At 62.8% G+C, this 23579-nt stretch carries 17 protein-coding genes; 14 read left to right on the top strand and 3 right to left on the bottom strand.

All coding sequences use genetic code 11. The features are described 5' to 3' along the window. The first annotated feature begins 678 nt into the window (after nt 1-678). The 4 genes from CGA21_RS03550 to CGA21_RS03535 all read left to right on the top strand — a co-directional run bounded on the left by CGA21_RS03550 (nt 679) and on the right by CGA21_RS03535 (nt 4884). The gene (locus tag CGA21_RS03550; protein ID WP_110753730.1) at nt 679-1281 is read left to right on the top strand and encodes an antibiotic biosynthesis monooxygenase; all 603 of its coding nucleotides are present in this window, start codon (nt 679-681) and stop codon (nt 1279-1281) included. Next, nucleotides 1278-3116 carry an amidohydrolase gene (locus CGA21_RS03545; RefSeq protein ID WP_110753728.1) on the top strand — a complete coding sequence of 613 codons (1839 nt, stop codon included), beginning with the start codon at nt 1278-1280 and terminating at the stop codon, nt 3114-3116. The genes CGA21_RS03550 and CGA21_RS03545 overlap by 4 nt, the downstream gene beginning before the upstream one ends. Before the next feature lie 70 nt (nt 3117-3186). After that, the gene (gene ycaC, locus CGA21_RS03540; protein ID WP_020796367.1) at nt 3187-3813 is read left to right on the top strand and encodes an isochorismate family cysteine hydrolase YcaC; all 627 of its coding nucleotides are present in this window, start codon (nt 3187-3189) and stop codon (nt 3811-3813) included. Nucleotides 3814-3999: 186 nt separating this feature from the next. Beyond that, nucleotides 4000-4884 (top strand): LysR family transcriptional regulator, encoded by an 885-nt coding sequence (locus CGA21_RS03535; protein ID WP_110753724.1) that lies wholly within the window; start codon nt 4000-4002, stop codon nt 4882-4884. Between the two features lie 109 nt (nt 4885-4993). Here the strand turns inward: CGA21_RS03535 and CGA21_RS03530 are convergent, their stop codons facing one another. The 3 genes from CGA21_RS03530 to gspG form a co-directional block, all read right to left on the bottom strand. Further along, nucleotides 4994-5662, bottom strand: a complete 669-nt coding sequence (locus tag CGA21_RS03530; protein ID WP_188263540.1) for a hypothetical protein — start codon at nt 5660-5662, stop codon at nt 4994-4996. A gap of 172 nt (nt 5663-5834) precedes the next feature. After that, the gene (locus tag CGA21_RS03525) at nt 5835-7022 is read right to left on the bottom strand and encodes a type II secretion system F family protein (RefSeq protein WP_188263539.1); all 1188 of its coding nucleotides are present in this window, start codon (nt 7020-7022) and stop codon (nt 5835-5837) included. Between the two features lie 15 nt (nt 7023-7037). Then, complete coding sequence (gene gspG / locus CGA21_RS03520) at nt 7038-7472, bottom strand: type II secretion system major pseudopilin GspG (protein WP_110753143.1); 435 nt, start codon at nt 7470-7472, stop codon at nt 7038-7040. A gap of 206 nt (nt 7473-7678) precedes the next feature. On the opposite strand from gspG, the gene CGA21_RS03515 reads away from it, so the two are divergent. The 10 genes from CGA21_RS03515 to CGA21_RS03470 all read left to right on the top strand — a co-directional run bounded on the left by CGA21_RS03515 (nt 7679) and on the right by CGA21_RS03470 (nt 23578). Beyond that, complete coding sequence (locus CGA21_RS03515) at nt 7679-8287, top strand: lytic transglycosylase domain-containing protein (RefSeq protein ID WP_188263538.1); 609 nt, start codon at nt 7679-7681, stop codon at nt 8285-8287. 203 nt (nt 8288-8490) lie between these two features. Continuing rightward, a complete protein-coding gene (mnxG, locus tag CGA21_RS03510) occupies nt 8491-14313 on the top strand; it encodes a manganese-oxidizing multicopper oxidase MnxG (protein ID WP_188263537.1) in 5823 nt (1940 codons plus the stop codon). A gap of 155 nt (nt 14314-14468) precedes the next feature. Further along, the gene (locus tag CGA21_RS03505) at nt 14469-16421 is read left to right on the top strand and encodes a YncE family protein (RefSeq protein WP_188263536.1); all 1953 of its coding nucleotides are present in this window, start codon (nt 14469-14471) and stop codon (nt 16419-16421) included. Between the two features lie 13 nt (nt 16422-16434). Continuing rightward, on the top strand, nt 16435-17091 hold the full coding sequence (locus tag CGA21_RS03500) for an SCO family protein (RefSeq protein WP_110753137.1): 657 nt from the start codon (nt 16435-16437) through the stop codon (nt 17089-17091). Continuing rightward, entirely contained in the window at nt 17088-17720 is a 633-nt protein-coding gene (locus CGA21_RS03495; protein WP_110753135.1) for an SCO family protein, read from the top strand. Before CGA21_RS03500 ends, CGA21_RS03495 begins: the two co-directional genes overlap by 4 nt. Before the next feature lie 9 nt (nt 17721-17729). Next, nucleotides 17730-19280 carry an ABC transporter substrate-binding protein gene (locus tag CGA21_RS03490; RefSeq protein ID WP_110753133.1) on the top strand — a complete coding sequence of 517 codons (1551 nt, stop codon included), beginning with the start codon at nt 17730-17732 and terminating at the stop codon, nt 19278-19280. Between the two features lie 14 nt (nt 19281-19294). Next, nucleotides 19295-20248, top strand: coding sequence for a peptidylprolyl isomerase (locus tag CGA21_RS03485; RefSeq protein ID WP_110753131.1), 954 nt, complete (start codon nt 19295-19297; stop codon nt 20246-20248). A 221-nt stretch (nt 20249-20469) separates the two neighbouring features. Continuing rightward, entirely contained in the window at nt 20470-21003 is a 534-nt protein-coding gene (locus tag CGA21_RS03480) for a response regulator (protein ID WP_083348791.1), read from the top strand. An 84-nt stretch (nt 21004-21087) separates the two neighbouring features. Then, entirely contained in the window at nt 21088-22794 is a 1707-nt protein-coding gene (locus CGA21_RS03475) for a GspE/PulE family protein (protein WP_110753129.1), read from the top strand. Further along, nucleotides 22775-23578 (top strand): hypothetical protein, encoded by an 804-nt coding sequence (locus CGA21_RS03470; protein WP_110753127.1) that lies wholly within the window; start codon nt 22775-22777, stop codon nt 23576-23578. Before CGA21_RS03475 ends, CGA21_RS03470 begins: the two co-directional genes overlap by 20 nt. Nucleotide 23579 lies beyond the last annotated feature (1 nt).

Below are 23579 nucleotides of genomic sequence, written 5' to 3'. Positions count from 1 at the left end.
AAAGCTGAAGGCGAGCTAACGCTCGGCCTGATGAGTGGTGAAGAGCGGGGTGGTGTACGCCGCTTTGCTTTTGCTTTTCTGTAGGCGCTGGCTTGCCAGCGAAGGCGGCCTCCCAGCCGACTGACCTTCCTGATGTGCCCAATCTCCTGTGGGAGCGGGCTTGCTCGCGAATGCGGCCTTACAGCCGACCAACATCTGGCAGATGTACCCATCCCCTGTGGGAGCGGGCTTGCTCGCGAATGCGGCCTTACAGCCGACCAACATCTGGCAGATGTACCCATCCCCTGTGGGAGCTGGCTTGCCAGCGAAGGCGGCCTCCAAGCCGACCTGTTTCCTGCAGATGTACACAGACCCACTGTAGGAGTGAGCCTGCTCGCGATGGCGACCTGACAGCCGACCTGTTTCCTGCAGATGTACACGGACCCACTGTGGGAGCGAGCCTGCTCGCGAATGCGGTTCGTCATTCAACAGCTATATTAACTGACACGCTGCGCCATCGCGAGCAAGCGCGCGACCACAACGACCCCTGTTGTCCCGTGGCTGCGCGTCCCCTCGCAAAGACAGCACGTACATTCAATTTTTTTCTTCTCCGCAACGGCACTATCCAACTCAATAGCGGCGATCAACTCCCGTGGTTGTCTGTTCGCCCCCCCTATCGTTTCGCCGGAGCCCTGCGTCATGCCTGATTCCAACGTGCCCGACTCGCCTTTCGAGGAGGTCGTGACCCTGGTTATCAAACACCGGGTCAAAGCCGGTTTTGAAGTGCCTTACGAGGCTTGGCTGCGCAATATTGTCAGTGTCGCCGGACAGCAGGAAGGGCACCTGGGTGTGGATGTGATGCGCGGCAAGAACGCCGGCCTCGACATGTACACTTGCGTCTTGCGTTTTTGTTCCCCCGGCGCGATGCAGCGCTGGCTCGATTCGCCGCAACGCCAGGCGTTGGTCAAAGAAGCCACGCCGATGCTGGCCGACGGCGACCAGACCGAGGTCAATCCGGTCAACGAATTCTGGTTCGCCCCGCAGGCCGAGACGGGCTCGCCGCCGCCGCGCTGGAAGCAGGCCGTGGTCACGCTGTTGGTGATTCTGCCGCATACCTTGCTGGTGCCGTTGCTCTGGGGACCGCTGTTGCAACTCAACGCCTTTCTCTCCCAATACGTGGTCGCGACATTCCTGATCACCCTGACCATCGTGCTGTCGGTGGTGTACCTGTTCATGCCGATGGCGACGCGCTTGTTCGCGCCCTGGCTGTCCTCATCCACTTCGCCCAAGGAAACGCGATGAACGCCGACCTGATTCTGTTCAATGGCCAATTTCATACCGTAGACCGTGAGAACCCACACGCCAGTGCGGTAGCCATCCGTGATGGCCGCTTTGTCGCAGTGGGGAGCGATGCCGAGGCCATGGCGTTGCGTGGCTCGGGCACGCAAGTGATCGACCTCAAGGGCCGTTGCGTGATTCCCGGGCTCAACGACTCGCACTTGCACCTGATTCGTGGCGGCTTGAACTACAACCTCGAACTGCGCTGGGAAGGTGTGCCGTCGCTGGCCGATGCGCTGCGTATGCTCAAGGAGCAGGCCGACCGGACGCCAACGCCGCAATGGGTGCGGGTGGTCGGGGGCTGGAATGAATTCCAGTTCGCCGAAAAGCGCATGCCGACGCTCGAAGAGCTTAACCAGGCCGCGCCCGATACCCCGGTGTTCGTCCTGCATTTGTACGACCGCGCCTTGCTCAACCGTGCGGCGCTGCGCGTTGCCGGCTACACCCGCGATACGCCGAACCCGCCGGGTGGCGAGATCGTGCGCGACGCCAATGGCAACCCCACCGGAATGCTGGTGGCGCGCCCCAACGCGATGATTCTGTACTCGACGCTGGCCAAGGGGCCGAAGTTGCCGCTGGAGTATCAGGTCAACTCGACGCGCCAGTTCATGCGCGAACTCAATCGTCTGGGACTGACCAGCGCCATCGATGCCGGCGGTGGTTTCCAGAATTATCCGGACGACTATCAGGTGATCGAGCAGTTGGCCAAGGACCAGCAGCTGACCATTCGCATTGCCTACAACCTGTTTACCCAGAAGCCCAAGGAAGAGCTGGCGGATTTCCAGAACTGGACCGGCAGCGTCAAGTTGCATCAGGGCGACGACTACCTGCGGCACAACGGCGCCGGGGAGATGCTGGTGTTTTCGGCGGCGGATTTCGAGGACTTCCTCGAACCGCGCCCAGACCTGCCGCAAAGCATGGAAGACGAGCTTGAGCCGGTGGTGCGCCATCTGGTCGAACAGCGCTGGCCGTTCCGTTTGCACGCCACCTACGACGAGTCCATCAGCCGCATGCTCGACGTGTTCGAGAAGGTCAACCGTGACATACCGTTCAACGGTTTGCCGTGGTTCTTCGACCACGCCGAAACCATCACCCCACACAACATCGAGCGGGTGAGGGCGTTGGGTGGCGGCATCGCGATTCAGGATCGCATGGCGTTCCAGGGTGAATATTTCGTTGAGCGCTACGGCGCCAAGGCGGCCGAAGCCACGCCGCCGATCCAGCGCATGCTGGCCGAAGGTGTGCCGGTCGGTGCCGGCACCGACGCGACGCGGGTGTCGAGTTATAACCCCTGGACCTCGCTGTACTGGATGGTCAGCGGTCGCACCGTCGGTGGCCTGGCGTTGCACGCCGAGGGCTTGTCGCGGCAGACCGCGCTGGAACTGTTCACCCATGGCAGCGCCTGGTTTTCTTCCGAGCAGGGCAAGAAAGGCCAGATCAAGGTTGGGCAACTGGCGGACGTGGCCGCATTGAGCGCGGACTTTTTCAGCGTCGAGGAAGAAGCGATCAAATGGATCGAGTCGGTACTGACCGTGGTCGGCGGCAAGGTGGTGTATGCCGCCGGGGATTTCGAGAAGCTGGGACCTGCCAGCGTGCCGGTGCTGCCGGACTGGTCGCCGGTGGTGAAAGTACCGGGGCACTGGCGGCCGAACTCGCCGCTGCAGGCGCAGGTTCACCAGTGCAGCGGTCCCTGCGCGGTGCACTCGCACAGCCATGAACGGGCGCGTCTGTCGAATGCACCCGTCAGTGATTTTGCCGGTTTCTGGGGCGCCTTCGGCTGCTCGTGCTTTGCTTTTTGACGAATACCCATAAGCGCCGGCCTCCTGCTCGCGCGCAGCAAGCGACAACCATCCACCAAGGAGTTTATTCATGAGCAACGTACCGTACTCTCGCTTGAACAAAGACGACGCTGTTGTGCTGCTGGTCGATCACCAGACCGGCCTGATCTCGCTGGTGCAGGATTTCTCGCCTAACGAGTTCAAGAACAATGTGCTGGCCCTGGGCGACATCGCCAAGTTCTTCAAGCTGCCGACCATCCTCACCACCAGTTTCGATAAAGGGCCTAACGGTCCGATCGTGCCGGAGCTCAAGGCGCAGTTCCCGGATGCGCCGTTCATTGCCCGTCCGGGCCAGATCAACGCCTGGGACAACGAAGACTTCGTCAAGGCCGTGAAGGCCACCGGTCGCAAGCAACTGATCATCGCCGGCGTGGTAACGGACGTGTGCGTTGCGTTCCCGACCCTGTCGGCCATTGCCGAAGGTTTTGAAGTGTTCGTGGTGACGGACGCTTCCGGCACCTTCAACACCACCGTGCAACAGGCTGCCTGGGCCCGCATGTCGGCCGCCGGTGCTCATCTGCTGAACTGGTTCTCCGTGGCCTGCGAGCTGCAAGGCGACTGGCGCAACGACATGGAAGGCCTGGCCAACCTGCTGTCCGAACGTCTGCCGAACTACCGCAACTTGATCAACAGCTACACCACGTTCACCGCCAAGTAAGAACGTCGGCCAAAACGCGAACCTTGTGGGAGCGAGCCTGCTCGCGAAAACGGTTTGACAGACACTGCAACAGTGTCTGGCCTGTCGTCTTCGCGAGCAGGCTCGCTCCCACATTGTTATGCGATAGGGTGATAAAAAGGGGAGAAGTCGCTATAAAGTGCCTGACTGTCAACCAAAGGCATGACAATGAACCCGTTCGAAGATATGCGAATTTTTTGCCAGGTGATGGACTCCGGCAGCTTCACCGCCGCGGCCGATCAACTGGGGTTGTCCAAGCAGTTTGTCAGCCGCCGCTTGATGCAACTCGAGGAGCGACTGGGCGTGCGACTGCTCAATCGCTCGACCCGGCGGCTGGATGTCACGCCCCTGGGCCAGCGTTACTACGAGTCGGCCTTGCGCTTGCTCGGTGAAGTGGAGCAGGTGGAGCAAGGTATCGCCGGGCAGACTACCGAACCGCGTGGCACCCTGCGAGTGAGTGCGCCGCTGTCGTTTGCGCTCGCGCACCTGGGATGCCTGCTGCCGCAATTTTTGCAGCGCTATCGGGATGTCACGGTGGAGGTGGACTTGAGCGATCGCCCGGTGGATCTGCTCGGCGAAGGTTATGACCTGGCCTTGCGCATCGGAGTACTGGAAGACTCGACGCTGATCGCGCGGCGCATCGCCTCTGTCCAGCGTGTCTATTGCGCAAGCCCGACTTACCTGGCGGAGCGTGGCACGCCGCTCAAACCCGATGATTTGCACCATCATGACTGCCTGCCTTATGGCCACGGGCGTCAAGTGCAATGGCGCTTTGAGGGGCAGGGCAAGCCGTTGCTGGTCAACGTCACCGGGCGCATGCGGGTCAACAATGGCGAGTTGCTCAAGGACGCGGCGATTGCCGGGATGGGGATTACCTATTTGCCGACGTTTATTGTCGGTTCGGCTCTGAAGGACGGGCGACTGATGGCGGTGCTGGAGGAGTTTCAACCGCAGCCGCTGACGTTGTCGGCGGTGTATCCGCAGCATCGTCAGACGTCGCGACCGGTGCAGGCGTTGATCGAGTTTTTGCGTGACCGCCTGGACCCCTTGTAGGAGCGAGCATGCTCGCGATGGACGTCAACGATGACGCGGGCAGTCTGAATGCATCCGTTGTCTGGACGTTTCTCGCGAGCAGGCTCGCTCCTGCAAGGGGTAAAGCAGGTCAGTTGACGCGTTTGTCGTCGCCCGGTTCGCCACCGACGTGAACGCCACGATCGTCACCTGGCTCGCCGGCGGCATGCAGGCCGCGATCGTCACCGACTTCACCGGCACGGTGCACGCCGCGATCGTCGCCGACTTCGCCGGCACGGTGCACGCCATGGTCATCACCGGCGCGATGAACCCCATGGTCATCACCGACTTCGCCGGCGCGATGTACGCCGTGATCGTCACCCGGTTCGGCGTGGTTGCTGCTACGCCCGGAATTCGAGGCTGTATTGCCGGCGTGCCCCGAAGCGTGGTCGCTGCCGCTATGACCGCTGGCGCCGCTGTTGCCGCCGTGACCGCCGCCATTACCACCGCCGCCGCCACCACTGCCGCCACCGTGACCGCCGCCGCCGCCACCACCACTGCCACCGCCGTGACCGCCGCCGCCACCACCGCTGCCGCCACCGTGACCGCCGCCGCCGCCACCACCACTGCCGCCGCCGTGACCGCCGCCGCCACCACCACTGCCGCCGCCGTGACCGCCACCACCGCCACCACCGCCACCACTACCGCCTTCTTTAGCTTGAGCGCTCGAAACCCCCGACAAGTTGTCCGGAATCAGTACGGTAGACGCTGACAGAACTGCGCCAATAGCCACAGCCAACAAAAGCTTGTTCATGTGCATATCGATCTCCGTCTTCTTTTTTCATTTGCAACGTTGATAAACCATGCCGCGTGCTGCTTCGTTCGGTAGGGAAAATCCAGTAGGTACGTCGGTTAACACCTCAACTTGAAATTTTATTCGGTGCAACGTTGATAAATCCTGCAACAAACCGCCAGGCCCCGTCCCAGAGGGCTCAGTGAATGCTGGAAGCCAGCTCGAATATCGGGATGTACATCAAAATCACGATCACACCGATCAATAGGCCGATGAAGGTCATGAGCAAGGGTTCGAACAGGCGCACGAACCATTCGATCCAGCGGCTGATTTCTTCGTCGTAGAAGTCGGCGCTGCGTTCCATCATCTGTCCGAGGTTGCCGGACTGCTCGCCGGCGCGTAGCAGGCGCAGGGACACAGGGGTCACCAGGTGATTGAGTTCCAGCGCCGTCGACAACGACTGCCCCTCGCGTACCCGTTCGCAGGCCTGGTCCAGGCGCAATCGGGAGGCCGGGGTGAGCAGGTTGCGGACCATGCCCATGGCGGTGACGAGTGGAATGCCGCCTTGCAGCAAAATCCCCAGGGAACGGTAGAAACGCGCCAATTCGTACATGAAGATGCGCTGGTGCACCGCCGGGAGTTTTTCGATCAGGCGGTCCAGGCCTCGACGAAAGGCCGGTTGTCGTTGCAGAAAGGCGAGGGCGATGACGATCGCCGCCAGTGCGCCAAAGAATTCGCCCTGGTGGGCGTGCAGGAACATCCCGCTGCTCATCAGGATCTGCGACAGCCACGGCAGGTTCGACCCCAGCCCTTCGAACACCAGGCTGAAGCGCGGCACGACATAACCCATCAAGAACAGCACCACGCCACCGCCCACCACCAGCAACAGCATGGGGTAGATCGACGCGCTGACGATCTTCTGTCGAACCTCGTCCATGCGCTGGCGATAGCTGACATATCGACCCAGCGCATCGCCTACGGCACCGGTTTTCTCACTGGACTGAACCAACGCCACGTACAGCGGCGGAAACACTGCCGACAGTTGGGCCAATGCCTGGGAAAACGATTTGCCTTCATAAAGCAGGCGCACCAGTTCGCTCAAAGTCTTGCGGGCTTGCGGCGCATTCTCTTTTTCCGCCAGGCTTTCCAGCGCATCGATCAACGGCAGGCCGGCATTGAGCAGTGTGGTCAGTTCCTGGCTGAACAACACCAGGTTGAAGGTTTCACGCTGCTTGACGCGCAGTGCCCGCCAGTGTCGTTCGGCGTGCAGGCTGACCACCCGCAGCCCCTGGTCTTCGGCGATGCGCCGGGCTTCACTGTCGCCCGGCGCTTCGACCGTCATCGAAACCACACCGGCCTTGCCTACCGCCTTGAGGTGAAAACGCATGGTCGCCATTCCCCATCATTGCCAACTGGTGACTTCGGCGTTCTCGCCTTCACCGCCGGGTTGCCCGTCCTTGCCCATGGACAGCAGGTCGTACTCGCCGTTTTCCCCAGGGTAGCGGTAGGTGTAGTTACGCCCCCATGGGTCCTGCGGGAGTTTTTTCTGCAAGTACGGGCCGGTCCAGTGGGCTTCATCGCTGGGGGCGGTGACCAGTGCCTGCAAACCCTGCTCGGTCGACGGGTAATGGCCGACCTCCAGGCGGTACAGGTCCAGGGCCTTGCCCAGGCCTTCTATTTGCGCCTTGGCCACCTTCACTTCGGAGCGGCCCAATTGCGCGAAATACTTCGGCGCGACGATGCCGGCCAACAGCCCAAGCACCACCAGCACCACCAACAGTTCTAGCAATGTGAACCCGCGCTGCGTGCGCAGGGCGAAAGCGTGTCGCTGTTTCATGATGACCTCACACAGTCGGCAGAAGGGTCGCGATAGAGGCTCATGCAATTGCCATGCACATGGCGGGCAAAGGCTTGGACATCCTTCTGTACTCCCCGTGCCACGGGCCCTGGCGCTTTCGGCACAGTGCTTGCGTATGGCTGCTACACGACCGGCCATTGGGGCATTACCCCCATTTTTCGGGGCCGGTCAGGGGAGGTAGAACAATGAAAACTCTCACCACAGGATTGCTTGGCATGATGCTGCTGGCCGGCGTTGCGCAGGCCGATGTCTTCGTTTCCAGGGACGCCAAGGGCGACTACGTCTTGTCCAACGTCCATCGCCCCGGCCGCCACTATGAACGAGTAGTCCGTGAGGTCGAGGCGGCGGTGGCCAGCCTTGATCAGCAGCCGCAAATGATCGCCACCAGGCCCTATGCCGAGCTGGTATCGAAGGCGGCCACCGACAACCAGCTGCCGGCGGCCTTGCTGCACGCAGTGATCCAGACCGAATCCCACTACAACCCCAGTGCCGTATCCCCCAAGGGTGCGGGCGGCTTGATGCAGCTGATGCCCGACACCGCCCGGGAGTTGGGCGTGAAAAACGTCTACGACCCCAAGGCCAACATCCAGGGCGGGGCCAAATATCTCAAGCGCTTGATGAACCTGTTCGACAACGACATCGCCCTCGCCGTGGCCGCCTACAACGCAGGGCCTCAGGCGGTCATCAGCCGTGGCGGGGTGATCCCGCCATTCGCCGAAACCCAGCGTTATGTGCCCAACGTCTTGAACCAATACCGGCGTCTGCAGGGACTGGCCGCCGATGCGCCGTTGTGATCGCAGACGGGGGAGGGTTTCCCCAACATTGGGGGATGGTGGCCCCGGCAAAAAAGTGGGGAATTAATGGGGAATATCCCCCGGTGAATTAAATGGCTGTTCTAAACGATTGATAGTTATAAAGAATTTTTATGGCATACAGATTGCTCAAAGGATTTTGTCGAGAATTATTCCTGTGAGCACCCACAGTGAGGCCCGTGATCATGACCGGCATTTTTCACGCTCCATCCGTCCTTCCATGGCTGCTGTTGGCCGCGTCGATGTTCGGCATCGAGCTGGCCGAAGCGGCAGCACGATGTGAACGCAACCTGGTGGCCAACGTCGTGGCGCTGGACCAGCCGCTGATGTTCAACCGCCTGGGTGCGCAGAACGTCAACGGCATGATGTTCGCCCTGCGCCGCGATGTGGTCGATGACCATGACATCTCACTGGCACAGGGCGGTGCGGCGGTGCCGGGCAAGGTGTCGCTGCGTCCCGACAAGCGTCCGCGTCCGCTGGTGTTGCGGGTGGCCGCCGGTGACTGCCTGACCATCAACCTGCAGAACCTGCTGGCCTATCAGGCCAACCCCGGTTCCCACGAGGGGGGGGAGGGCGAGGAAGAAGGCATCCAGGTTGGCAACAACGAAATCTTCAAGGTCGACGAACAGGTCGCCGACCGGCATGTCGGTTTCCAGGTCAACGGCATGCAAGCGGTCAACAGCATCGATGACATCGCTTCGTTCACCGGCCGCAATGCCAATAGCTTGATCGCTCCGGGTGCCAGCCGCTCCTACACCTTGTATGCCGAGCGCGAAGGGGTGTACGCCGCCAGCAGCCGTGGCGCAACCTTCGGTGGCGAAGGAGCGGCCGGCAACGTGGCCAACGGCTTGTTCGGCCAGGTCGTGGTGCTGCCCAAGGGCGGGCGCACTTACCGCAACACCGTGACCGAAGAAGAAATGCGCCTGGCGACCACCGGCCGCACCCCGGCCGGTCAGCCGATCGTCGATTACCAGGCGCGTTACCCGCAGCGCGAACCGTGGATCCGTGAAGGCAAGGCCGGTACGCCGATCATCAATATGGTCGACGGCAATGAAATCATTTCCAGCGAGAGTGACGCGATCGTCATGGGCAGCAACGCCGATGGCAGCTTCCCGCCCTCGACGTATCCGCTGGAAGCCTTGGGCAAACGCAACCCGGCCATTCCCAATCGACTGGAGCCGTTTCGCGATTTCGCCTCGCAATTCCAGGATGAAACCGCCGCGACCCAAGCCTTCCCAGCCTACTGGGCCGACCCGGTGATGGCCCATGTGCTGGAGCCGACCCGCGATTCGTTCATGATCAACTACGGCTCTGGTGGCATGGGTGCCGAAGTCGTGGCCAACCGTCTCGGTGTAGGCCCGATGCACGATTGCCTGTCCTGCGCCTACGAAGAATTCTTCCTCAGTTCCCACACCGTCGGTGACGTGGCGATGCTGGTGGACGTACCGGCCAACGCCGGCCTGGAAGGCATTACCCCCGGCCAGACACCGAGCGCCGATCAGGTGGGCGTCAAGGCGACCATGGCGCTGTATCCGTCAGAGCCGTCCAACGTCAACCACAGCTACATCGGAGACTTCGTCAAATTCCGCAACACCCACAACGGCCATGAACAGCACATCTTCCACCTGCACGGGCATCAGTGGCTGTTCAACCCCAACGATGACAACTCCGACTATGTGGACGCCCAGGGCATCGGTCCGGGTGCCGGCTACACCTATGAAATCGCCAACGGCGGTTCGGGCAACCGCAACCGGGTAGCGGGCGATGCGATCTATCACTGCCACTTCTACCCGCACTTCGCCCAGGGCATGTGGTCCATGTGGCGGGTGCACGACGTGTTTGAAGAAGGCACCAAGCTGGAAGTGTCGCAACAAGGCCCCGACGGATTCCACAGCGAGCCTTATGCCCTGCGCAGCGGTAAACCCGCGGCTGGCGCGCGCGCCTTGCCCGATGGCGAGATCGTTGCCGGCACGCCGATCCCGGCGGTGGTGCCGCTGCCCGGCAAAGCCATGGCACCGATGCCCGGCAAAGTCGCGGTCGTACCGAAAATCGGCCAGGCCCTGGTGGCCGCCAACGACGATGACGACGATGAAGAAGACGACGATGACGGCGAGCACCATGGCGGCAACGGTGGCGCACAGGCCATCGGTTCCCTGGCGCTGGTGGATCGCAGCGAAGCCAACCGCAACGCCGATGGCACGCTGAAAAACCCTGGCTATCCATTCTGGATTGGCGGCATGGAAAGCTCGGTCGGCCAACGCCCACCGACTCCGCCACTGGACATGCTTGATGCCGCCACGGCGCAGGCCCTGAAAGCGACGGGCAAAGCCTTGTGGGCCAACCTTGATCCGGCGCAGTCCGGTGGCTGGGACGGTGGTTTGGGCCGCCATGCGCTGGACGGCGTGTCTTCCGGTGGCGAGGCCGAGACCATAACCACGTCGCTGGATTTCTCCAAGACGGTGACCCGAGCCAAGCCGATTTACCTGCCGGAAGAGGGCACCGAAGTCGAGCAGGCGGCCATGGCATTCCACGCCAAGAAGGACCACCCAAGCTTCGCCCTGTTGCCGGGTAATCAAATCGTGGCACGGGCCTTCCGCACCAACGGTGCCTTGCCCATGGCCGGTGCGCCGTACTACGAACCGTGCATGGACGACCGCCAGAAACGCCTGAGCAGCAGCGCCGGCACCGGTGAATTCAACAGTGGCGAGCGGCTCGATGGCATGTCTTACGTCGGCTCCTCGAGTTTCACCGCCGACCGTCCGCGCATCTACAAAGCGGCCAACATCCAGTTCGATGCGGTGTACAACAAGGTCGGCTACCACTTCCCGCAAGCGCGCATCCTGGCGCTCTGGGAAGACGCCTGGCCGGTGATCACCAAGCAGCGTCCGCCAGAGCCCCTGGTGATGCGCATGAACACCTTCGACTGCGTGCAGTACCAGCAAACCAACCTGGTGCCGGCCACCTATGAGATGGACGACTATCAGGTGCGCACGCCAACCGACGTGATCGGCCAGCACATTCACCTGCCGAAGTGGGACCTGGTGGCTGCCGATGGTTCGTCCAACGGCTGGAACTACGAAGACGGCGTACTCTCCCCGGGCGCTGTGCAAGAACGCATCCACGCCATCCGCGAGTTCAACCAGTGCCAGGGCAGCGATCCGCGTGACGGCACGCCGGCTTGCCCGAAAGCCAAGAACCACCCGTACTTCGGCCAGTTTGGACGGGCCGATTGGGTGGGTGCACGTACGGCGATGCAGCGCTGGTTCGTCGACCCTGTGGTCAACGCCAAAGGCGTCGATCGTGGCCTGGGCACCATCTTCACCCACGACCACCTCGGCCCATCGACTCACCAACAGATCGGCCTGTACGCCACCGTGCTGGCCGAACCTGCCGGTTCCACCTGGTTCCACGCCGAAACCGGCGAGCCGTTGTACAGCGGCGCGCGCCAGGACGGCGGGCCGACTTCGTGGCAAGCGGTGATTTCCACCGGTGACCTGGACGGCGACGGCAAGAACGACAGCTTCCGTGAGTTCTTCCTCGAGTACAGCGACTTCCAGCACGCCTATGAAGCCGGCGTGTACGTGGGCGCCGGACCTGACGGTAAACCCGATGCGCAAAGCTTCCCGGCCACCGCCGACAGCTTCCGCTACGCGATCAACCCGCCAGTGCGCAAGGAAGCCGAGACCCTGCTGGAGCAGGTGGTTGAAGCCCGCGGCGGGCTGATGCCCGGCTGCCCAAGCCGGCCTTGCCCACAAGCCATTTCGGTGGATGACCCGGGCATGTTCGTCGTCAACTATCGCAACGAACCGCTGGCCTTGCGGGTGTATGACCCGAACAAGGTCGGCCCGGACGGCAAGCGCGGCATGCAGGCCGACGGCCTGGGCGGCGACCTGGCGTACGCCATGCAAAGCCGTACCGACCGTGCAATCCCGGCGATGAACCTGGCGCCGAACCTGATTACCTCGGCCACCGGCCCCACCGGCGGCACCACGCTGTTCCCGCCGCACATCAACAAGGGCGGCGCCGAACCTGGCGATCCGTTCACCCCGATGCTGCGTACCTACACCGGCGACAACGTGCGGCTGCGGGTGCATGCCGGCGGTCATGAAGAGGAGCACAACGTCACCCTGCACGGCGTGAAGTGGCTGCAAAGTGGGTCCGGTTTCGGCAACAGCTCCAACTCCGGCTGGCGCGCGTCGCAGATGATCGGCATCTCCGAGCAGATGGGCTTCGTTGCGCCGGTCTCGATGCTGTCCAGTTCGGCGGCCACCACCGGTGACTACCTGTACTCGATGGACGCATCCATTGAAGGCTACTGGAGCGGAATCTGGGGCGTGATGCGCAACTACACCACCCAGCGCAACGATCTGTTTGCCTTGCCGACCAATCCGAAACCGATGGGTATGCGCAACACCGTGGCCTTCGACGGCGTCTGCCCAAGGTATGGCGCCAACCCCAATGGCATCGGCACCCGGCCGACGCCGCAACGCAACTATGAAGTGGTGGCGGCGCTGGCCAACGACATCCTCACCAATCCGTTGGGCCTGACCATCGGTGATCCCGCGGGCCTCGGCCAACACGTGGGCGGGCCCTTGAATCCGGCCGGCGGCACCCTGGTGTTCAACTCGCGGGCGGTGAGCATTCCACAGGTCACCGTAACCGACCCTGCAGACGGTGTGACCTTCACCATCGGCGGGCAAAGCGGGCCTTTGCATGACCCGACCGCGATCCTCTATGTGCGCAAGGCCGACCTCGACCCGGCCACCGGCAAGCTCAAAGCCGGTGTACCTGTCGAGCCGCTGGTACTGCGTGCAGCGGCCGGTGACTGCATCAACATCACCCTGGAGAACCGTCTGCCGAGCGTGATGCCAGACTTGACCCAGACGGCATCGGTGATGGGTATGGTCAAGCGTGATCGCAACAACGGCGAGGGCTCGACCACCTTCAGTAATAACCTGATACGGCCATCGAGCACCGTAGGCTTGCACGCACAACTGTTGGCTTACGACATCACCAAATCCGACGGGACCAACGTCGGCACCAACCCGATCCAGACGGTGCCACCGCGGGTAGGCAGCACCGGGGCGTATCCGAGCCGTACGTATCAGTACTACGCCGGGCACCTGGAACGTGAAGGTAAACCGATTACGCAACTGGGGCGTAGTGTCGACAACATCAACGCCACTGCGGTGGAGTTCGGTGGGTTGAATATCACGCCGGCGGACGTCATCAAGCAGTCGCAAAAAGGCCTGGGTGGGGCGATGAGCATCCTGCCTGTCGGCGCTACCTGGGTTGAAGATGCGCGCAAGGTGAATGCGACCGTCACCGCACCGGCGCAAACCACCTACCGCGACTTCGCAATGGTCTGGCAGAAGGCGTTGAACATGCGCTGGGCCAATGGTCGCCCGGTGGAAGGTATTGCCTCGGAGGCCGGTGTACCGACCGATCCGCAGGACAACTCCAGCATGGCCATCAACTACAAGACAGAACCGATGTGGTATCGCTTCGGTCTCGCCCCCGATGCGCCGTTCGGACACGCCGACGGGCATGGCTATGGCGATGTGCCTAACGCACACATGGCTTTCAGCAACGCGCTGGTGGGCGGCGATCCACAGACTCCGGTGCTTTATGCCAAGCCGGGACAACCGTTCCGTACGCACATCCTGATGCCTACCGGCGGCAGTCGCGGCACGACCTTCCAGCTTGACGGTCATGTCTGGTCGACCAATCCGTTCCAGCCAGAGAAGAGCGATACCGGTGGTTATCCGATGGGTACGCCAGGGGTGGGTTCGGTGCGGTTCGGCTACAACCCGATGTCGATGTACATCGGCGCCCGCGAGAGCGTCCTGCCGGCAGCGCACTTCAGCTTCATGCTGCCGAGCGCCGGGGGTGTCAACGCGATACCGGGTGACTACCTGTTCCGCGACTACGGCGCCTACGGCAATACCTCCGGGTTGTGGGGACTGTTGCGGGTAACCAACGAACCGGAACCGGCGCCAGCGCCGTAGGGCGGGAAACAACGCAATACCTGTGGGAGCGAGCCTGCTCGCGAAGGCGGAGTGTCAGACACATCAATGCTGGATGTGCTGGCCTCTTCGCGAGCAGGCTCGCTCGCACAGGGGGACGCGGTGAAGCAGGCATGGATCTGAAGGGGAGATGTGACATGAACAGGACCATCAAAATCGCCAGTGTTGCCCTGGTCGTCGGGGTTGCGCTGATCTGGCTCGGGGTGTGGCGCACGTCGCCACCGACCCTGCTAAGCGACATCGCGCTGCCCGACACCTGGACCGGCCAAACGCTTGAACGTGACGGCGTGTCGGTGGCCCTCGAAGTGCGGCCGCTGGCTGCAGACGGCGTGTTGCGCGAGGGTGAATTTGCCGATGTGCGTTTCAACGTCACCGACAAGGCGTCGGGCCAACCGCTGGCGGGCGTTGCCCCCGGTGCCTGGATCGACCCCGAAACCGTCGCCGCTGACCAGGCCCAGGGCCGCGAGCAGAGCTGCAAGGCGCGGGTCGGGGTGTTCCTTAAATCAAGTATCGGCGCACGGCCGCTGCTCGACCTCAACAGCTACTTCCTGATGGTGATGAACCGCGATGCCAGCGTCTCGGTGGTCGACCCCTCGGTCTCGGTGGGCGGCATCACCAGCACCATGACCCGCATCGATATCAAGCAACCACCGATGGATTGGGTCACCCCCAGGGACAACAAGCGGGTGTTCGTGTCGATGCCCACGGCGGGCGAAGTCGCGGTGATCGACAGTGAGCAATTCAAGCTGCTCGACTCGGTGGCCGCAGGCAGCCAGCCCGTGCGCGTGGCCTTGCAACCGGACGAGCGCCTGCTGTGGGTCGGCAACAACGCGCCGTCGGCCGAGCTTTCCGGGGTCACGGTGATCGACACCGCCAGCCTCAAGACCCTCAAGCACCTGGCAACTGGCAGCGGCCACCACGAAATCGCCTTCAGCAGGGACAGCCGCTTCGCCTTTGTCACCAACCGCGACGACGGCACCCTGAGCATCATCGATGTCGCCACCTTGACCATCGCCAAGCAGCTCAAGACCGGCTCGCACCCGCTGTCGGTGGTGTACTCGCCACTGTCCGGCGCGGCCTATGTTGCCGATGGCAAGGACGGCACGGTGACCGTGGTCGACGCCGCGAATCAGTCGGTGCGGCGGGTGATCAAGATCAAGCAGGGCCTCGGCCCGATGGGTTTCAGCGCCGACGGCCGTTTCGGCATCGTGCTCAATACCCTGGAGAATCAGGCCGCGGTGATCGACGCCGCCACCGATTCGCTGATCCATGAGCTGGACGTGGCCGCCGAACCTTATCAAGTGGTGTTCACCAAGGCCTATGCCTACGTGCGCGGACTGGCCTCGCCCAAGGTCACGATGATCAACCTGGCGTCCCTCGGTGAAGGCCGCAAGCCGATCAGCCAGGGCTTTGAAGCCGGGCCGCAACCGCCGCGCCTGGCCGGTGACTTGCCGCTGGCGTCGAGCCTGGCGGTGTCGCGGGACGACAACGCGGTATTTGTGGTCAACCCGGTGGACAACACCACCTACTTCTACGCCGAAGGCATGAACGCGCCGATGTCCGGCTACCCCAATCGCGGACAAGTAGCCCGTGCGGCACTGGTCATCGACCGCAGCCTGCGCGAAGTCGAACCGGGGCTATACAGCGCGCGGATCAAGCTGCCGGCGGCGGGGCGCTTCGACGTGGCGTTCCTGCTCAACCAGCCCAACATCATCCATTGCTTCAGCGCCGTGGTTGAGCCGAACGCAAGCCTGGGCCCCGTCGCCGGCATCCCGAAAGTCGAGTTCATGCTCGACAAGACCACGGCCGCCCTGGGCAACCCGTTTGTCGTGCGCTTTCGCATCGTCCAGGGCAAACAGAAGGTCCAGCGCAGTGGGGTCAAGGACGTGCAGGTGCGCTACTTCCTGGCGCCCAGTTCACGGCCCCACTACGTCGCGGCACTGGACGTCGGCAATGGAATCTATGAAGCCCCGGTCACCCTTGACCAGCAAGGCGCCTGGTACCTGCACGTGCGTGCGGCGTCCCTGGGCGCGAATTTCGACGACCAGACGTTTGCCAGCGTTCGGGTGACCCCCGGCATTGCTCATTGAAGAGGACATCGACATGAACCGATTCGCATATCACGGACTGCTGACGCTCTGCCTGTTGACTGCCGGGATCGGCCAGGCCCTGGCCCATTCGGCCGATGAACATGCCGGCCACACCATGGCGGCCAAAAGCGCCAGTTCCGAGACCGCCCAGGTCAAGTTCGCCGACGTCGCGCTGGTGGACCAGAACGGCAAGACCGTGCGCCTGGAAAAAGACCTGGTGGCCGACAAGATCGTGGTCATGAGCTTTATCTACACCAGTTGCACCACGGTCTGCCCGGTGGTGTCGTCGATCATGGGCAAGGTGCAGAAACAGCTGGGGGCACGGGTCGGCACCGAGGTGCAACTGGTGTCGATCAGCATCGATCCGCAGCGCGATGATGCCAAGCGCCTGAACGACTACGCACGCACCTTCCAGAACGGTCCGGGCTGGAGCTGGCTGACCGGCTCCACTCAGTCGGTCAACGAAACACTCAAGGGCCTGGGCAGTTTCAGTGGCGACTTCAAGAATCACGCACCGCTGATCCTCGTGGGGGACGGCAACAGTCGTCACTGGACCCGCTACTACGGCTTCACCGACCCGGCCGTATTGACCCGGCAAGTGGAGAAGCTCAGCGGTGAACGCAACGCCCACGCCAAACACACCGCCATCGCCATGGAGCATCAGCCATGAGACTTCTCGACTGGATCGCCCTGAGCCTCTGCGCCTGCCTCGCCAGCTCCTTGGCCTTGGCCCATGAAGGGCATGAGCAAACCGCAACCGACTCCGCCACGGTGGCGGCTGCCGCGCAGCCGGCTGGTGGCACTCGCGATGCCAAGACCTGGTTCACCGACACGCCGTTGCAGGACCAGAACGGCAATACCCTGCGTTTCTACAGCGACGCGCTGCACAACCGCGTGGTGCTGCTCAATGTGATTTTCACCAGTTGCACCGATGCCTGCCCGTTGATCACCCAGAAGCTCAAGCAAGTGCGCGAAGTGCTGGGCGACAAGGCGGACGGCATCACCTTTATCTCCCTTACCAGTGATCCGCTGCGGGACACCCCGGCGGTACTCAAGGCTTACACCTTGAAGCAGGGCGTCGATGAGCCCCACTGGCTTTTTCTTACCGGCGACAAAGCGCAAATGGACCTGGTCCTTGGGCGAATTGGCCAGGTCATACCGTCCCCAGAGCAGCACTCCACCCAGTTGATCGTCGGTGACGTGGCCAACAAGCGCTGGAGCAAGATCCGTCCCGATGCCCCGGCCGCGGCCATTGCCCAGCGCTTGCAGTTGCTGGCAATGCCCGTGGCTGGTCGTTGAGTCCGGGCCATGAAAAATGCCTTGATCCTCAGCCTGCTTCTTCTCGGTGGCATCAGCCTGGGCGCCCAGGCGTTAACGCTGACGCCCAGCGAAAGCGCCGGAAAACGGCTGTACCGCGAGGGGGTTTCGGCCAGCGGTGAACCGATCATGGCCAGGATCGGGGCGGCGGGCATGCTACTGCCGGCCACCAGCCTGCCGTGCGCCAACTGCCACGGCAGCGATGGCCTGGGGCGCCCGGAAGGCGGGGTGCGCCCGCCAGACCTGAGCTGGTCGCGGCTGACCAGTACCTATGGTCAACAGCAGATCAACGGGCGTGCCTACCCGGCCTACACCGAGGGTACTTTGGCCCGTGCGATCCAGGAGGGACGTGACCCGGGCAACAACCGGCTGGATGCAGCGATGCCGCGGTTCGTGCTGTCGATGAACGATCAACGCAACCTGACGGCCTACCTCAAGCGCCTGGCCGATGAGCGCGATCCGGGCCTGAGCCCCGACAGCCTGCACCTGGGCACCTTGCTGCCGAGTACCGGCATGCTGGGCGAGGAGGGGGCCACTGTGGCGGCGGTACTCAGGGGCAGCGTGGCACGGATCAACGAAGCGGGGGGGATTCATGGCCGGCAGGTGCGCCTGACCATCCTTGACCCCGGTCCCGACCGTGCCAGTGCCGAGCAGGCGCTCGACCAGTTGATCGAACAGGAACAGGTTTTCGCGTTGGTCGCACCGCTGGTGCCGGCGCTGGATGCCGAGCTGGCGCCGCGTCTGGAACAGGCCGGCGTGCCGCTGATCGGGCCGCTGTCATTGCAAGGCACGGCCCAGGCCAGTCGACAGATTTTCGAACCGCTGCCGGGGCTGCGCGAACAGATGATCGCGCTGGCCAATTATGCCGCCACCAGTCTGCGCGTGCTGCAAGGCCCGACGTTGATTGCCTACCCGAACGAACCGGGCCAACGCCTGGCGGCCGAGAAACTTGCCCAGTACCTGCAGGACAACGACTGGCAGAAAGTGCGCCTGCAACCCTACGAGTCGGCGCAGGACGAGTTGCCCCTGGGCTCGCGCTCGGTGTTCTACATGGGCAGCAGTGGCGGTTTCAGTCGCCTGGCCGAGCGGCTGCAGACCGCGGGCCAGGTGCCGTACCTGTTCGCCGCCTCGAATCAGGTGGCAGGGGATCTGCTGCAAGTGCCCAGCGGTTTTTCCCGACGGGTGTTCCTGGCGTATCCGTTCGTGCCCAGCGACTGGACGATGACCGGGCGCACCGCCCTGACGCAACTGCGCGAGCGCCAGAGACTCGGCGGCGAACACGCGGTTCTGCAGGTCGGTGCCTACAGTTCGATGCTGTTGCTCAGCGAGGGCATGAAACAGGCGGGACGCGATGCCAGCCGGGAAAAACTGATCAATGCCCTGGAAGGCCTGCATGACTTCGATACCGGCCTGACCCCGCTGATCAGTTTCGGGCCGGGTCGACGCCTGGGCCTGAACGGCGCCCATGTGGTCACCGTGGACCTGCCAGACCAGCGCTTCTATCTGGTCGCCCCCTACAAACCCATTGCCGCCATGCCCTGATCCGGAGGCCGAACATGAAACTCATGACTGTGCTGGTGCTATTGACCCTATGGGTGCCCGCCGCGTTTTCCAGTAATGGCCCGGCGGTAGCAAGGGTCAATGGCGAGGAAATTTCCCAGCTGCGCCTGGAGCGCTATTTCGCCGAATACCTGGAGGATCAGGGCCGGGCAGTCGCCAGCATCCGCAGTCCCAGCGCCTACAAACAACTGCGCAAGGCCGCGCTGGACGCTTTGATCGACAAGGAGCTGCTCTGGCAGGAAGCGGTCAAGCGCGGGGTGGTGGTCAGCGATACCGCGGTGCACGACCAGGTGGAACAGACCCGTCAGGCCATGGGTGGCGCACAGGTGTTCGCCCGGCGCCTGGAAGACGCTGGGTTCGATGAGGCCGCCTACATCGAATACACCCGCCGTGACCTGGCGGCGCAGCAGATGTTTGCCGAACTCACCAAGGCGGATGCGCCGGACGAAAAACAGGTGAGGGCGTTTTATCAGGAACACCGCGCCGAGATGAATCGGCCCGAGGAAATCCAGGTCAGGCATATCCTGATCAAAGTCCCTCAGGGTGCGGATGCTTCCACAGTCGAAGCCGCGAGACTACGCTTGCAGGCAATGCGCACCTCGATTGATCAGGGCGCCGATTTTGCCAGTGTGGCCCGTAGCGGTTCCGAAGACGCTTCGGCCAGCGCCGGCGGCGATCTGGGTTACTTTACCCGTGGGCGCATGCTGCCGGAGTTCGAAGCGGCGGCTTTTGCCCTCAAGCCCGGGGCCGTCAGCGAGCCGGTGCGCACGGCGGTTGGCTGGCATTTGATCTTGCTGCAGAACCGATTGGAGGCTGCCGATGTCTCAGAAGAGCAGGGACTTGAAATGGTTCGGGCTTACCTTGCCCGACAGAAACAGGTCCAGGCTCGTCTGCAGGCGCTGGCTCAGCTGCGCGCAAGCAATCGGATCGAACGCATTGACGATGAATGAGCTTTCCCCAACTGTGGGGGAAAGCGTCGATGCGCATCCGATCGCTTTCCCCCGCTTTTGGGGGGTGGGGAATGTGGACGTTAAGGCATTGCTTTTAAATTCAAGGACATGAATACATAAAATTACCGGCACTCAGCCTGGCATGAAGTGTGCGTTAGACCTATCAAGGCGCGCACTCCGCCAGGTTCGGAACCCGGACCTGCGGTTTCAAGGAGTCCACCTTGTTAAACAAAGTACTGGTTGTTGATGACGAACAGCTGCTGGCGGAAAACCTCCAGGGTTACCTGCAGGCGCAAGCGCTGGAAGTCCGGATTGCTCACGACGGTGCGCAAGGAATCGTGGAAGCTGACGATTTCGCACCCGATGTGATGGTGTTCGATTACCGCTTGCCCGATATGGAAGGCTTTGAGGTGCTCGATGCCGTCCGCCAGAACAGGAAGTGTCATTTTGTGCTGATCACGGGGCACCCCACCGCAGAGGTTTGCGAAAGGGCCCGGCAACTGGGAGTCAGCCATATCCTGTTCAAACCGTTTCCGTTGGCGGAACTGGCACGTGCAGTACTTGACCTTCTGGGGCGCCAGCGCGAACCCAAAGCGGGAGTGAGCAGTAGCGAAGGCTTTGTCGAACGACGCCAGAGCAGGACCGAGAGTTTCCCGCTGCAGTTGTACGACGGTAGTTGGGTGCTTGCAGATCGCCGACGAAGTAACACGGCCTCCACAGCGCCAGACGACGAACAATTGCTCACCGGGGAGTAATGGCGCGACAAGAGGTTCCGGCATCCGCCGCAATTGCTCGCCGCGCCGACAGGGCTCTAAGCCCCGGGTGTTGGAGAGCAAGCCATGGACCGTCTATCCCTTGTCGTCGATGTGCCAGCGCGCGATTGCGTACCGACTCGATTCACCAGTGAGCAATTGGCCCAGGCCCGTTCCCGGGCCGGCAGTTCCGGCGAGCGCATGCTCGAAGCCCTCGGGGCGCTCTGCGAACTGGCTCCCATGCCCTTTATCCAGTGCCTGGGCGCGACCCTGCACTACCCGGTGCTCGACACCGACAGCCTGTTTCAAGCCACCCCGGTGTTCGACCGGGTCACCCTGGCCCAATGCCTCAAGCGCGAATTCATCCTGCTGCGTCACGACGATGCGGTCATCGGCGTGTTTGCCGATCCCTTCGACAGCGCTCGACTGGCCTGGATCGACGACTGCCTGCACGGCGCGCCACTGTACCTGGTGCACGCCGACGACCTGAAAGCCTACCTGGCGCGCCACGAAGAGAGCTTCCACGCGGTGGAATCGCTCAACGCCCAGGCTGATGGCAACACCGAAATCGACACCCTGCAGAGCCTGTCCCTGACCAGCATCAGCGAAGACTCGAGCGTGGTGGTCAAGCTGGTCAACTCGACCCTCTACGACGCGCTGAAAATGCACGCCAGCGATATTCACCTGGGCACCACCGGCAGCGGCCTGGTGATCAAGTACCGCATCGATGGCGTGCTCAACAACATCAGCAAGATCCAGGGCAACGAATTCGCCGAGCAGGTGATTTCCCGGGTCAAGGTCATGGCCGAACTGGACATCGGCGAAAAACGCGTGCCCCAGGACGGTCGCTTCAAGATCGGCATCAGCGGCCGGCAGATCGACTTCCGGGTGTCGATCATGCCGAGCATTTTCGGTGAGGACGCGGTGCTGCGGGTGCTTGACAAGCAGGACCTGGCCGACAAGGTCTGCGGCGTGCAGTTGCAGGCCCTGGGTTTTGAAGAGGAAACCCTGCGCCAACTGCGCCGCCTGGCCGCCGAACCCTACGGCATGGTGCTGGTCACCGGCCCCACCGGCAGCGGCAAGACCACCACGCTGTACGCGATGATTACCGAGATCAACCACGGCGTGGACAAGATCATCACCATCGAAGACCCGGTGGAGTACCAGTTGCCCGGCGTACTGCAGATACCGGTCAACGAAAAGAAAGGCCTGACCTTCGCCCGCGGCTTGCGCTCGATCCTGCGCCACGACCCGGACAAGATCATGGTCGGCGAGATCCGCGACCCCGACACTGCCCAGATCGCCGTGCAATCGGCACTGACCGGGCACCTGGTGTTCACCACCATCCACGCCAACAACGTGTTCGACGTGATCGGCCGCTTCACCCAGATGGAAATCGACCCCTACAGCCTGGTCTCCGCACTCAATGCGGTGCTGGCCCAGCGCCTGATCCGCCTGGTGTGCAGCGCTTGCAGCACGCCCTACGCGCCGACCGAAGAGGAGCTGCAAAGCTCGGGCCTCGACCCGCAACAGGTCGCGCACTACCACTTCGTCCATGGCAAGGGTTGCGGTCATTGCCGTGGCACCGGCTACCGCGGACGCAGTGCGATTGCCGAGCTGCTGCACCTGGACGACGAGCTGCGGCAAATGATCGTCGAGCGCCAACCCATTTCGAAAATCAAGGCCCACGCCTGCAAACGCGGTTTGCGCCTGCTGCGCGAATCGGCGCTTGAACTGGTGCAACAAGGCCGGACCACTCTCGAGGAGATCAATCGTGTCACTTTTATCTCGTGAGCGTTATGTCGCCGTGCTCGGCGCCAGTGGTGTCGGCCTCGGTCAGCGCCAGGGTGGCGACACCCTGTGGCTGGGCAGCGTCGGCTTCATCGATGAAGGGTTCATGGCCTGGACGGTCGCCCTGGAAACCCTCGACCGCCTGCTGGGTGAACATGCCCGTGCCGGTGCCGAGTTGACCGTGGTGGTCTCCGGCCACTTCAGCCGGTTTTGCCTGGTGCCCTGGAGCGAGCAGATCAGCAGCCCCGATGAACTGCGCGGGTTTGCCCAGCTGTGCTTCGAAGACCTCTACGGGGCGCCCAACCAACCCTGGAGCCTGGTGCTGTCGGCCGAACCCGCCGGCTACGACCGGATCGCCAGCGCGCTGCCGCAAGACCTGATCGAGCGCCTGCGTGCCCTGGTCAGTGGCCGTGGCTTGCGCCTGCGTTCGGTGCAACCGTACCTGATGGCTGCGTTCAACCACTTCGACAAAAGCTTCGACGCCGGCGACTTCCTGTTCGTGGTCGCAGAACCGGTGCGCAGCGTGATGCTGCTGGCGCGCGAAGGTCGCTGGACGGCGGTGCGCTCGGTGGGCAGCAGCGATAGCGATGCCGCACTGAGCGCGCTGGTCGGTCGCGAATGCCAATTGCAGGCGTCCACCAGTGAGCGGCCACTGAACGTCTACCTGCATGCGCCTGCACGCATCGATTCGCACCCCGAGGTGCCAGGCGTACACCTGCGCACTTTCGAAGAAGGCCGGACCAGCGTACGCGACAGCCTGTACGTCATGTCCCGGACGGTGGCCTGAC

The organism is Pseudomonas sp. PSB11, assembly GCF_014596605.1.
GTDB lineage: Bacteria > Pseudomonadota > Gammaproteobacteria > Pseudomonadales > Pseudomonadaceae > Aquipseudomonas > Aquipseudomonas umsongensis.
Note: the sequence above shows the minus strand (reverse complement) of the source record. Positions and strands in the feature narration are given on the sequence as shown.